Origin of the sequence: Mucilaginibacter sp. CSA2-8R (assembly GCF_038806765.1) — a bacterium.
Classification (GTDB): Bacteria; Bacteroidota; Bacteroidia; order Sphingobacteriales; family Sphingobacteriaceae; genus Mucilaginibacter.
The window spans coordinates 1939014-1951780 of sequence record NZ_CP152389.1 but is presented as its reverse complement, the minus strand read 5'-3'; the positions used below and the strand labels follow the sequence as shown (position 1 = coordinate 1951780).

Here is a 12767-nt window from a genome sequence, read left to right as displayed (position 1 = left end):
ATTAAAATAGTTTGTGTTGGCAATGATAGAACATTACTGTTACAAGCATGGGCAACGTGTAAATTTTATTAACTTTCAACAGTAAAATGCCCGTTTTATGAAAAAACAGCTACTCGCCTTATTGCTAAGTTTGCCGATTGCCGCTATTGCCCAAAAACTATCTCCGCAAGCCGTTAAACGGTGTGAGGCACAAGCGCAAAAAGTGACAATTATTCGTGATAACTGGGGTGTGCCCCATATTTACGGCAAAACAGATGCCGATGCTGTATTCGGGCTGATGTATGCACAGTGCGAAGAAAACTTTAAAGGTGTTGAGCGCAATTACCTGTACCAATTGGGCAAACAAGCTGAGGTGGATGGCGAAAGCAATTTATATACCGATTTGCAACTTCAATTGATTGCCGACAGTACGGAGGCTATTAAAGAATATAAAAACAGCCCGGTGTGGTTCAAAAAGCTGATGGATGCTTTTGCTGACGGGGTTAACTATTACCTGTACAAACATCCGCAAACCCAGCCACTCGTACTTAAACATTTTGAGCCTTGGTATGCCTTAATGTTTACTGATGGCAGTGTAGCTGCAACCATTACCGGCGGCATCACCTTAAATGAAACCCGCCAGTTTTACGGCAGCACTAATCAAATAAAGCTGGGTGCTTTAACTAAGCCTACAGACCTGACAGACAGTTTGCATAACCACGTATTTGACCGAGAAATAGGCTCTAACGGGTTTGCCATCTCGCCTCAAAAATCTGCGTCGGGCCATGCTATGTTGTACATTAACCCGCACGTACCTTTTTACTTCCGTTCGGAAGTGCAACTGGTGAGCGATGAGGGGCTGAACACCTATGGCGCAGTTACCTGGGGTCAGTTTTTTGTTTACCAGGGGTTTAATGCGCATTGTGGCTGGATGCACACCAGCAGCAATGCCGATGTTGCAGACGCTTACGAAGAAAAAGTTATTAAAAAGGGCAACAGCTGGTTTTACGAATATGACGGGCAACAAAAACCGGTATTACAGCGCCCAATAACGCTATACTGCAAAAAAGGCAACCAGCTTGAGCCAATAAAAATGATGGGCTACTTCACTCATCACGGTCCGGTATTGGGTAGCCGCAGCGGCAAATGGCTCTCGTTAAAGGCTAACAACCGCTCTTATAATGCCCTGCTCGAGTCATGGTTAATCACAAAAGCTAATAATTACAATGAGTATATGAAAGCCATGAACCTGCTTTCGAACGCCACCAATAACACCGTATATGCAGACGACAAAGGCAACACCGTTTTCTGGTACGGCAATTTTATACCCAAACGTAACCCTCAGTTAGATTGGACACAACCGGTGGATGGTTCAACGTCGGCTACCGAATGGCAGGGACTGCACCTACTCAATGAAATTGTACAGGTACATAATCCTACCGGAGGTTGGATACAAAATTGTAACGCTACGCCCTATGCATCGGCAGGTAAAAACAGCCCCGACCCTAAACTGTATCCGGCCTACATGGCTCCCAATGGGCAGAATTATCGTGGCATTAACGCCAGCAAGATATTAAACAACAACGAGAAGCTTACCCTGGATGAATTGATTGCCAAAGGATATGACCGCTACCTGGCTGCTTTTGATGTACTACTTCCGCCTCTGTTTAAAGCTTACCAGGAGAGTACCAACAGCGAGTTAAAAAACAGGTTGTCAGCCCCCATCAACACATTGCAACAGTGGGACCGCCGTGCAGCTATAAACTCAGTAGCTACCTCGTTGGCCGTGGAGTACGGCACGCGTTTGTTCGGTTTATTGCCCCGACCCTCATCGTCAGAAGAAGGCACATTCCAAACCGAGCGTGTAAGTAGACTTTTGCAAAGCATCACCCCTGCCGAGCAACTTGATTTGTTGAAGCAAAGTATCAATGACCTTATTTTGCACTACGGCAAGTGGGATATAGCCTGGGGCGAAATTAACCGCTACCAGCGCCCAACTGATGGCATCAGTTTTAACGACCAGCTGCCCAGTTTACCGGCCGCATCGGTAGCTTCCACCTTTGGGCAACTCCCTTCTTTTGTAAGCCGCACTATGCCAGGCACCAAAAAACGTTATGGCTATTCGGGTAATAGCTTTATGGCCGCAGTAGAGTTTGGCCCGAAGGTAAAAGCTAAATCATTAATTACCGGCGGCCAATCTTTCGATGCTTCGTCTAAAAACTTCACAGATCAGGCACAAATGTACCTTGATGGCAATTTTAAAGATGTTCTGTTTTACAAAGACGATGTATTAAAACACGCCGAAATGACCTATCACCCAGGCAACGAAAAGTAAGTGGGGTATTAGTTGCGAAAGGTTAAGAAAATTGAAGTGCTAAAGCTCCGCTTAAATTAAATAAACATTGAGCGAAGCTTTAGTAAATATTTAAGCCGCTTCTTTACCCAAGCGGCTGTTTTTATAACCGTAAGTAAAGTAAACTACCAAGCCGATAACCAGCCAGATCAGAAAACGCAGCCAGTTAATGTAGCCAAGCTCAGTCATCAGGTAAAAGCAACTTAACAAACCTAATACCGGGATAAGCGATAAATTTTTTACAAACGCCAGTACCGTTAGAGTAGCCGATAGCAAGATAAACAGCGCAAATGGAAACTGCTCATGGCTATTCTCTGCAGAGAACATCGCTATCATTGGCTTCCAGAATATCACCATTCCGGTAATAAACAGCATCGGCACAATCCACTTGGAGTTAATATAAGGTATACTGAAACGGCCTTGTGTAGCCTCTGTTTTTGGCAACAGCAGTACGCCGCCACAAACCAGCACAAACGCAAATAATGTTCCGATACTGGTAAGGTCTGTTACTTCGGTCAGGTTCATAAACAGCGCAGGTATAGCTACCACAAATCCAGTTACGATAGTAGAAAATGACGGCGTTTGAAACTTGGGGTGGATACGCGAAAACGCTTTTGGCAACAAGCCATCACGGCTCATGCTCATCCATATACGCGGCTGCCCCATTTGAAAAATCAACAACACACTGGCCGTTGCAATTACCGCACTTATCGAAATTACATAACTTATTTTAGTAAGACCTATCCGGGCAAATACAAACGCCAACGGATCGCCCACCTGTAACTCTTTATAATTAACCATGCCGGTGAGTACCAGCGCTATCAGGATGTATAAAACGGTACAGATAATTAATGAGTAAATCATACCTCGTGGTAAATCGCGTTGTGGATCTTTACACTCCTCGGCCGTGGTAGATATAGCATCAAAACCAATATAAGCAAAGAACACGCCCGAAACACCCTTCATTACCCCACTAAAACCATTGGGTAAAAAGGGATGCCAGTTGGCCGGTGTAACATAAAAAAAGCCTAAAACTATAACAGCTAATACTACGCCTATTTTTAGCATTACCATAGCATTAGTTACCTTTTTAGTTTCGCGTATGCCTATGTAAACCAGGTAAGTAATCAATATTACAATCAACAGGGCAGGCAAATTGGCAATCAGTTTAACACTGCCAATGCTGGGCGCTGTTGTCCAAGCCAAAGCCTCAGCTTTTATGCGTTCGGTTATTTCGGTTAAATGGCCGGATGCTGTTAACTGCTGCAACTGCTCGTGCCCTTTATAAGCCGAAAAATAATCCATGGTGAGGTAACGGGGCACATGGAGATGAAAACCTTCGAGCAGATTAACAAAATACTCACTCCAGGATATGGCTACAGCAATGTTGCCAATAGCGTATTCCATCAGCAAATCCCAGCCAATAATCCAGGCAATCAATTCGCCGAATGAGGCGTAGGCATAAGTATAAGCACTGCCGGCAACAGGGATGCGCGAAGCAAATTCGGCGTAACACATGGCTGAAAAACCGCAGGTGATAGCCGTAAGCACGAAGAGTATGGTAACACCCGGACCGCCGTTAAATGAGGCTGTACCAATGGTAGAAAATATGCCAGCACCTACTACGGCGGCAATACCCATTAAGGTTAAATCTTTGGTAATCAGTTCTTTTTTTAGATGAGAACCAGAATGTTCGCCATCACCGAAGCCACTTTGTACATCGGCCAGAATTTTATCGAGAGATTTTTTCCGAAATATACTTTTCGACATGCAGAAAATTAAAATTAGCAGTACCAAACATAACCATTTTTTACGTGATTACTGATAATGTACTTAATTTGTAACATGATGAATACCCGTATTACTGATGTTTTATATAAGATCCGTTTATTTTATATTCCCTACCTTATCATTCTGATTGCCTGTTTAGTTATAAAGATAACTTATACCCGCGATGAGATTTATTTTTCTGTTAATAAACTTTACACCCACACCGGCGATTTCGTTTTTCCGTACCTCACTGATTTAGGCGAGGGTTACATGGTAGTCACGCTAACGCTGATAATGCTTTGCCTAAGCTATCGCAAAGCATTATTATTAGCTACCAGCTTTGCCATAAGCGGTATTTTAGTCCAAATTGTTAAACACATATACCATTCACCCAGGCCGGTTATTTACTTTGAGAAAGAACTAACGTTGATACATTTTGTAAAAGGCATCAGGATGATGGAGCATAACAGCTTCCCATCGGGGCACACTGTTACCGCCTTTTCGGCCGCCGTAGTACTGTCATATGTGTCAGTAAATAAGCGCTATGGCTTTATCTTTTTGCTATTAGCAATTGGCGTAGCCTATTCAAGGATGTACCTGAGCCAACATTTTTTTGAAGATGTAACCGCCGGATCGATACTTGGCACTTTCAGCACTGTAATGTGGGTTACTTGGCTGGACAATAAGGCTTTTATGCACTCACAACGTTGGGCAAAAGGACTGGTTAAAAAGAAATAACACTAAGCTGCTCTGACACCTGTAAAACAAAAATCCCGTTCAAGCTAATAAAGCCGAACGGGATTTTTTCGTCATAAAATTATAAACCTTTTAAGCTTTCTACACTACCCGATTAATCACTACACTTTCCGGATCAGTAAGCATTAACGGCACTTTCTCAACTGTTACAAAGCTCAAATCTAATCCAAAACCACGCTCTTCAGAAATACTTACCTTTTTGAGCTGCGCATAAATGGTCATAATTATCCGTTCATAAAAAGAAAGATTGTGCGAACGCGAAAGCACTTTTTCGATCACTACAAAACGGAAGTCGCCCACAATTTTGCGTTTGTTAAGTGATTCATATTGGCTGGTAATATCCACCTCTCCGTTTTTTACAAGATCCTCGACTACCTTGCGGAAAAGTAAATTGATTTGTTGACCCACTCTAAAACCCAGTTTAAAATCAATACGTATAAGTTTGTTAGGCACCAGAAAGTCAACCTCGTAATCGCGGGTATAAGGCTCATCCATAACGTCAACGTGTACCAGCCAGTAAACATCAGCCCGCTTAGGCTGCTTTTGTAAAATAGAATAAAGAATTTTCGATTCTACTTCGGAATTAAAGTTGGCACTTGTTAAATAGACTAACTGTGATGCATACTTAGGCACTGTTTCATCTTCGCTCAGTTCTTTTAAAATATCGTAGTAATCCTCAACTTCTACAAACTTCACATAACGGTTGCGTATTTTACGGGCTGTATGCCAGGTCCACATTACGCTAAATAAAATAAAACCAATAGTTAACGTAAACCAACCACCTTCCGTAAATTTACCCAGGTTACTGGATAAGAATATGCCTTCTACCAACAGGTAAACCAGCAAGAACAGATTAATTAGGTAAGATGGAACCTTGCGGCGTTTCAAAAATTTAGAAACCAAAATGGTAGTCATGAGCATAGCCACGGTAATACTTAAACCGTAAGCGGCTTCCATTTTAGCCGAATGTTTGAATAGTAAAACCACGCCTATACAACCGGCACACATAATCCAGTTGATGCTGGGCACATATAACTGCCCTTTTTGCTCCGATGGATAATTGATGCGCACTTTAGGCCAGAGATTTAACCGCACGGCTTCGGCAATAAGTGTGTACGAGCCGGATATCAGCGCCTGGCTGGCAATAACTGCTGCAACGGTAGCTATGCCAATACCAAATATCAGGAACCATGATGGCATAATTTGGTAAAAAGGATTAAGCACATCCAAGTCTATTACCTTTCCTTCGCGTTGCATAAGCCATACAGCTTGGCCGAGGTAATTTAAAATAAGACATGTTTTAACATAAATCCAGCTTACCCGTATGTTTGACCGCCCGCAATGCCCTAAATCCGAGTAAAGGGCTTCGGCACCTGTAGTACACAAAAACACTGCACCCAAAATGCCAAACGCTCTCGGATCGGTGGTAGTTGTAAGTAAGTGGTAAGCATAATAAGGATTAAGTGCCTTAATAATGCTTGGCATCTGGGCAATGTATGATATCCCTAATACGCCCATCATCGTAAACCACAAAAACATAATAGGGCCAAACGCTTTGCCCACCAACGATGTACCAAACTGCTGTATAAAAAACAATGCCGCTATAATGGTGATTACCACACTCATAGTAGGCAGCTGCGGATATTTAGCATGCAAACCCTCAATAGCTGATGATATAGTAATGGGGGGAGTTATAATACCGTCGGCCAGAAGAGCACAACCGCCTACCACTGCCGGAATAATTAACCACTTGGCCCGCCGGCGTACCAGCGAAAATAAAGAGAAAATACCACCCTCACCCTTATTATCGGCCTGCAGGGTAATCATTACGTACTTAATGGTAGTTTGCAGTGTAAGCGTCCAAAAAATACACGAAACGCCTCCCAACGCTAATGACTCGGTAATGGCATGATCGCCAACAATGGCTTTAAAAACATATAATGGAGAGGTACCTATATCGCCATAGATAATACCTAAACTGATTAGCAGTCCCGCTGTAGTCAGCTTTTGTAGGTCTTTATTGTGTGATGACACTTTAAGTTGTAAAAAAGTTTGTAAATTATGATGCTCAGTTGTACATGCCTAAACGGCTGTTTACGTGCAAAAACAAGTTGTTTATGGTATAACTTGCAAAATCAATTTTTGTTAAAAATTGTTAAAATTTGAGTGTAAAATTTTTACATCGTAACGTTTAACTTCTTTTATTAGTACCTTTGTAACTCGAAGTAATATGGGGCAAAGATATACTTTTAAATTTTTATGGATAATTTTTATTGCGCAAGCGATAGCGGTTTCCTTTGCCTTTACTTTAGGTACGAGCAAATATGCCAGTGCTGATACCATTTTTAACAAAAAGACGAAAAAAACCTCCTATTTTAAAAACGGTTTAACCGTAGGTGCTTTACCGCCGCTTAAGCCTTCGCCTTACGCAACTATCAAGCCGGCCATACAAACTACAAGCGACAAGCTACTCAGTAATGTACAAGTTTATCCTAACCCGATCGTAGATCAGATGAACTTAAAATATATGGTGTCGCGCAATACTAATGTCACCATTAAACTCATGGACGTGTTGGGCAACAACGTTGCTGTTTTATACTCAGACCGGGTAGAAACAGGCGAAGTGAAACTGGTGCACGATTTAAAAAGCAACCGGCTCACCAGCGGTTTCTATTTTTTAAAGGTCACTGCAGGCACCGAATCGGTTATTAAACGGATTACCATTCTGTAACTCGCGTATCTACACCTACATCTTTAATTCTTTGTAACAATTTGGCTTTAATTAATTAGTCAACTTTTTACCTGTATACTTTAAACAAGTATAAAACCCTCTTTATCCTGTCTATTTGTGCATAAATTAAGTAAACACTTACTTTAGAGTTATTGTTATGAGTTTAAGTAACCGGACCAAGTACCGTTCGGACCGATAGGGCAAAATAAATATTTCTTAGATTTGACCCTTTACACAACCTCTGCTATGAAAATTATTGCCATAGGCCGCAACTACGCCGAGCACGCCAAAGAATTGAATAATCCGGTACCTACCACACCGGTTATCTTCATGAAACCCGACACGGCTCTTTTAAAAGACAACAAGCCGTTTTATCATCCCGATTTTTCGGAAGACATACATCATGAAATTGAACTGGTACTCAAAATTTGTAAGGAAGGTAAGCACATCGACGAAAAATTTGCAGCCGACTATTACGACGAGATTGGCTTGGGCATAGATTTTACTGCGCGCGATGTACAAAGCCGCCATAAAGAAAAAGGTTTACCCTGGGAACTAGCTAAAGGCTTTGATGGCTCTGCTCCCATCAGCAACTTTTTACCAAAAACTCAGTTCGAGAATTTATATAACCTCAATTTAAAACTGGATGTAAACGGCCAAACCCGCCAAAACGGTAATACAAAAGATCTGCTTTTCTCTTTCGAAAAAATTATTGCTTTCGTTTCTCGATACATCACGCTTAAAAAAGGTGATTTAATTTTTACCGGTACCCCCGAAGGTGTTTCGGCGGTTAAGCCCGGCGACCACTTGCAAGGTTATCTGCAAGACCAAAAATTACTTGATTTTCAGGTTAAATAACAACGCATGGTTAAAGTATATTTTTGTTATCTTTTTCTTTGCATATCGGTAATAACTGCTAAAGCGCAAGATGTTATTCAAAGCAGAACCTATCCTAAAGGCGTTTTCCAATATCCGCTGGACTTGCCACCAAGCACGGCGGGTTCTTTTGGCGAATTACGTGCTAACCACTTTCATTCCGGGTTAGATTTTCGCACTAACCGACGTATCGGTTATCCGGTACATGCGGCTATGTACGGCTATGTGTCGCGGTTAAGAGTACAATTGGGTGGTTTTGGCAACGCTGTTTATTTAACACACCCTAACGGTTATACCACGGTTTACGGTCACTTAGATCATCTCACACCCGAACTGGCCCAGGCCGTACGCAAGTACCAATACGAGCACGAAACTTTTGAAGCAGACTTTAAGCTGCAACCCTTTCAGTTTCCGGTAACCAAGGGTCAGCTCATTGCCATATCGGGTAACACTGGCGCATCTGGTGGCCCGCACCTGCATTTCGAAATACGGGATTCGCTTACCGAAGAAACCATTAACCCACAACTTTTGGGCTTAACCATAGCCGATCAAATTCCGCCGGCTATCACTGGTATTGGTGTTTATCAACTCAACGGAAGGCCGTTTAGCGAAAACACGCCGCGTAACTTTTTCGCTGTTGCCGGTACGGGCGGTAGTTATCATTTAACTCAGCCACAAACGCTTAATGTTAGCGGCGAGATAGGCTTTGGTATTATGGCTTATGATCAAAACAGTTCGTCGGTTAATCATAACGGCATTTATTCTTTACAATTAAAACTGGATGGCCGAACGGTTTACACTTTTGCTGTAGAGCGGTTTGCATTTGACCAAACCCATGCCATTAATGGATATATTGACTACCCTGAATATTTAAAATCGCGCCGGTGGATACAGAAATGTTTTGTTCCTCCGGGCAGCCATATCTCTTTATATCCCCAATCAGAAAACCGTGGTGTGATGACCTTTAACGATTCTTTGCAGCATGACGTAGAGTACGTTGTTAAAGACATTGCCGGCAACATGTCTACAGTAAAGCTTAAGGTACAGTCGAGCATTCCTAAAGACCGACCGGTAGCCACGTTTGCGGGTACCCGTTTCAGGTATGATCAGCGTAACGAGTATAATAATGGGCCAGTGAAGGTAGTAGTTACCCCAGGCAATCTATATGATGACGTTGATTTTATGTACAATTTGCTGCCAAAAAAACCGGGGGCTTACTCTGCCACTCATCGCATTCATAACAAGTACACCCCCATACATGCCAACTACGATCTATGGATTAAGCCTGATGCCAGCATAGGCAGCCTGGCCAATAAAGCAGTAATTGTAAATGCTGCAAGCGGCTCGGTAGGCGGCATTTATCATGACGGCTATATAAAAGCCAAACCTGCAGCCTTTGGCGATTTTTATATCCGGGTTGATACTGTGGCACCTGTTATTACTCCTGTTAACATCCGCAATGGCAGCAACCTGTCGGCTGTGCGTAGCATTGCCTTAAGGGCTAATGATAACTTATCGGGCATCAAATCATACCGGGCCGAGATTGACGGTAAGTGGGTTTTGTTAGAACAAGATTATAAAACCCGTATATTTAGATATACCTTTGATGACAACATCGGCAGCGGCGAACATCAGTTTAAGTTTACAGTAACCGATGGCAAAGATAATACAGCTATTTACACAGCAAGCTTTAACCGCTAATTAACCTATTTTAAACATGGCAATATTAAAAGAAGGCGATCAAGCTCCTGAATTTACCGCAAAAGACCAAAATGGCAAATCAGTATCATTAACTGAGTACCGCGGCAAAACCGTGGTATTATATTTTTACCCTAAAGATGATACGCCAGGTTGCACTGCCGAGGCTTGTGATTTTAGGGATAACTATGAGTATCTGCAATCGCAGGGTTATGAGGTAATCGGTGTAAGCACCGACGATGAAAAATCGCACAAAAAATTTGAGAGCAAATACAGCTTGCCTTTTACTTTAATTGCCGACCACGACCAGCAGATTGTAAACAGCTACGGCGTTTGGGTAGAAAAAAACATGTATGGCAAAAAATACATGGGCACGCAGCGTACTACTTTTATTATTGATGCCAATGGCGTTATCAGCCATATCATAAGTAAAGTAGATACCAAAAATTCGTCGCAGCAGGTGCTTGAACTGTTAAAGACCTGAAATGCTAGGTTTACAAACATTTAATTACTTTAGCCTATATTAAACATAGCTGCAGTTAAACCTAAGCGGCTATAAACCATCAAATACAATAAATGTCAGCATCCGTTAGTGATACCGAGATACTCAGCAAGTTTCAGGACGAACGTACCCGGAACGAAGCTTTTAATTTATTGCTGAAAAAATATCAGCAAAAAATATACTGGCATGTGCGCCGCATGGTAATTGACCATGATGATGCCGACGACCTGGTACAGGACGTATTTATAAAAATATGGAAAAACCTGCCTGGCTTTAGGAGCGATGCACAGTTGTACACCTGGATGTACCGGATTGCCACTAACGAGTGCATTACATTTTTAAATAAGAAGAAGCAAAAAAATAATATTCCGTTTGATGAGGTATCTTACGAACTGGCCGACACACTGGCTGATTCGACTTATTTGAGCGGCGATAAAGTGCAAATGAAGCTTCAAAGTGCATTACTAACCTTACCGGATAAGCAACGTTTGGTTTTTAACATGAAATACTACGATGATATGAAGTATGAAGAGATGTCGGAAGTATTAGGTACAAGTGTAGGAGCGTTAAAAGCGTCTTTTCACCTCGCTGTGAAAAAGATTGAAGCCTACCTCCTGTCGAACGATTAATTTGATTTTTATTTTAAACCTTATTGTTTTAATTTCATCTAACGTAAGATATGAAAATCGATATAGAACATAAAGAATGGCCCGAGGATGACTCCTGGCGTCAAATGTTACCGCAAGGTAACCCTTTTGACGTACCCGAAGCCTACTTTGATGACCTAAGCGAGCGGATTATATCAGGCGTACATCTGGAGCAGATTAAGGAAGCTAACCCTGTGGGTGCTTTTACCGTGCCGGAAAACTATTTTACTGAATTAAGCAACAACATACAAAGCCGCATAACAATTGAAGAGGCCGCCGCAGAGGTTGAGCCTATGCTTGTCCCGGCTAATTATTTTGACGAATTAAGCAGCAATATACAAAGCCGTATAGCCATTGAAGAGGCTGTACAAGATGAAACTGAGAGTTTTGGTGTACCCGAAGGTTACTTTGATACCCTGGCCAACCAGATACAAAGTCGCATAGCGCTTGAGGAAATTTTAGACGGAGAGCCAGAAGGCTTAACCGTACCTGAGGGGTATTTTGACGAACTAAGCAGCAATATACAAAGCCGCATAGCCATTGCAGAAACAGTTAGCTTTGAAAGCAACGCATTTGAAGTGCCCGAGGGCTACTTTGCCAACCTGCAACAAAATATATTAAGCCAAACTGCAGAACAGCAAGAAGCTAAAGTAGTGCAAATGCCTTTGCAGCGTGGCGTGGTTAGAAAATTGGTAAGCAGTGCAGCCTTTAAATATGCTTCGGCAGCCTGTTTAGCTATAATTGTAGGTCTGGCAGTGTATATTAAGCAGGATGTAGGTCCATCAAACCATTCTTACCTGCATAAAGAATTGTCGGAGGTTTCTTCGGATGATTTAAGAAGCTACTTAGAATCACAATCGGATGCTACTGAAACTGAGCGCACTGTTATTGCAGATGCTACCCAGCTTGATGATGACGCTTTAAGAGCTGCAATTCAGGATTATGTGGATGCACGATAACAAATAAAAATGAACACACTACTAAAATATATTGTATTTAGCCTATTGGTTTTCGCGGGCATCGAGTCGTACAGCCAGCCGCCTGCTTCTTTTAGGAGTAACCAGCGCACTTACCAGCAACGTGGCAATTTTTCGCCCTATCGAAAAATTGAGGTGGCTAAAGAAAACTATGTGGCCCGCCAGTTAGATTTGAGTGATGATGAAGCAGAAAAATTTTGGCCGCTTTATCGTCAGTACAGTCAGGAAATGGCAGCAGTAAGGCAGTTAAAGCGGCAAAATACACTTAACAACCGCTCCAGGGATCAAACGCAAAAAGATATTTACTATGAGCAGCAAATGGTAGATATCAAAAGAAAATACAACCAGGAGTTTTCTAAAATTCTCCCCCCCGGCAAGGTAAGTTTGATCAGTCGCAGTGAGCGTGAGTTTACCGACGAACTGATAAAAATTTATGGTGAGCGCGGCACGCCCGACGGGCAATAACCGCTATTACATA

At 42.2% G+C, this 12767-nt stretch carries 11 protein-coding genes; 9 read left to right on the top strand and 2 right to left on the bottom strand.

What is annotated here, in order from left to right; all coding sequences use genetic code 11:
• Nucleotides 1-97: 97 nt before the first annotated feature.
• Nucleotides 98-2314, top strand: a complete 2217-nt coding sequence (locus tag AAGR14_RS08345) for a penicillin acylase family protein (RefSeq protein ID WP_342648129.1) — start codon at nucleotides 98-100, stop codon at nucleotides 2312-2314.
• A 90-nt stretch (nucleotides 2315-2404) separates the two neighbouring features.
• Here the strand turns inward: AAGR14_RS08345 and AAGR14_RS08340 are convergent, their stop codons facing one another.
• Complete coding sequence (locus AAGR14_RS08340) at nucleotides 2405-4102, bottom strand: amino acid permease (protein ID WP_342648128.1); 1698 nt, start codon at nucleotides 4100-4102, stop codon at nucleotides 2405-2407.
• Between the two features lie 75 nt (nucleotides 4103-4177).
• On the opposite strand from AAGR14_RS08340, the gene AAGR14_RS08335 reads away from it, so the two are divergent.
• On the top strand, nucleotides 4178-4840 hold the full coding sequence (locus tag AAGR14_RS08335; RefSeq protein ID WP_342648127.1) for a phosphatase PAP2 family protein: 663 nt from the start codon (nucleotides 4178-4180) through the stop codon (nucleotides 4838-4840).
• Between the two features lie 99 nt (nucleotides 4841-4939).
• Here AAGR14_RS08335 and AAGR14_RS08330 read toward each other — a convergent pair whose 3' ends face one another.
• Nucleotides 4940-6892, bottom strand: coding sequence for a KUP/HAK/KT family potassium transporter (locus AAGR14_RS08330; RefSeq protein WP_342648126.1), 1953 nt, complete (start codon nucleotides 6890-6892; stop codon nucleotides 4940-4942).
• 196 nt (nucleotides 6893-7088) lie between these two features.
• Here AAGR14_RS08330 and AAGR14_RS08325 point away from each other — a divergent pair, with 196 nt between their 5' ends.
• From AAGR14_RS08325 to AAGR14_RS08295, 7 genes are all read left to right on the top strand, one after another.
• Nucleotides 7089-7589 (top strand): T9SS type A sorting domain-containing protein, encoded by a 501-nt coding sequence (locus tag AAGR14_RS08325; RefSeq protein WP_342648125.1) that lies wholly within the window; start codon nucleotides 7089-7091, stop codon nucleotides 7587-7589.
• Between the two features lie 246 nt (nucleotides 7590-7835).
• Entirely contained in the window at nucleotides 7836-8447 is a 612-nt protein-coding gene (locus tag AAGR14_RS08320) for a fumarylacetoacetate hydrolase family protein (RefSeq protein ID WP_342648124.1), read from the top strand.
• A gap of 6 nt (nucleotides 8448-8453) precedes the next feature.
• On the top strand, nucleotides 8454-10166 hold the full coding sequence (locus AAGR14_RS08315; protein WP_342648123.1) for a M23 family metallopeptidase: 1713 nt from the start codon (nucleotides 8454-8456) through the stop codon (nucleotides 10164-10166).
• 16 nt (nucleotides 10167-10182) lie between these two features.
• Nucleotides 10183-10647 (top strand): thioredoxin-dependent thiol peroxidase, encoded by a 465-nt coding sequence (bcp, locus tag AAGR14_RS08310; RefSeq protein WP_342648122.1) that lies wholly within the window; start codon nucleotides 10183-10185, stop codon nucleotides 10645-10647.
• A gap of 92 nt (nucleotides 10648-10739) precedes the next feature.
• Nucleotides 10740-11294 (top strand): sigma-70 family RNA polymerase sigma factor, encoded by a 555-nt coding sequence (locus AAGR14_RS08305; RefSeq protein WP_342648121.1) that lies wholly within the window; start codon nucleotides 10740-10742, stop codon nucleotides 11292-11294.
• 50 nt (nucleotides 11295-11344) lie between these two features.
• Complete coding sequence (locus tag AAGR14_RS08300) at nucleotides 11345-12271, top strand: hypothetical protein (RefSeq protein WP_342648120.1); 927 nt, start codon at nucleotides 11345-11347, stop codon at nucleotides 12269-12271.
• 9 nt (nucleotides 12272-12280) lie between these two features.
• Nucleotides 12281-12754 carry a hypothetical protein gene (locus AAGR14_RS08295; protein ID WP_342648119.1) on the top strand — a complete coding sequence of 158 codons (474 nt, stop codon included), beginning with the start codon at nucleotides 12281-12283 and terminating at the stop codon, nucleotides 12752-12754.
• Nucleotides 12755-12767: the final 13 nt, after the last annotated feature.

Coding starts and splice junctions, on each gene's coding strand:
- bcp (WP_342648122.1), top strand. CDS start 10,183: ATGGCAATATTAAAAGAAGGCGATCAAGCTCCTGAATTTACCGCAAAA.
- AAGR14_RS08325 (WP_342648125.1), top strand. CDS start 7,089: ATGGGGCAAAGATATACTTTTAAATTTTTATGGATAATTTTTATTGCG.
- AAGR14_RS08305 (WP_342648121.1), top strand. CDS start 10,740: ATGTCAGCATCCGTTAGTGATACCGAGATACTCAGCAAGTTTCAGGAC.
- AAGR14_RS08340 (WP_342648128.1), bottom strand. CDS start 4,102: ATGTCGAAAAGTATATTTCGGAAAAAATCTCTCGATAAAATTCTGGCC.
- AAGR14_RS08335 (WP_342648127.1), top strand. CDS start 4,178: ATGATGAATACCCGTATTACTGATGTTTTATATAAGATCCGTTTATTT.
- AAGR14_RS08345 (WP_342648129.1), top strand. CDS start 98: ATGAAAAAACAGCTACTCGCCTTATTGCTAAGTTTGCCGATTGCCGCT.
- AAGR14_RS08320 (WP_342648124.1), top strand. CDS start 7,836: ATGAAAATTATTGCCATAGGCCGCAACTACGCCGAGCACGCCAAAGAA.
- AAGR14_RS08315 (WP_342648123.1), top strand. CDS start 8,454: ATGGTTAAAGTATATTTTTGTTATCTTTTTCTTTGCATATCGGTAATA.
- AAGR14_RS08295 (WP_342648119.1), top strand. CDS start 12,281: ATGAACACACTACTAAAATATATTGTATTTAGCCTATTGGTTTTCGCG.
- AAGR14_RS08300 (WP_342648120.1), top strand. CDS start 11,345: ATGAAAATCGATATAGAACATAAAGAATGGCCCGAGGATGACTCCTGG.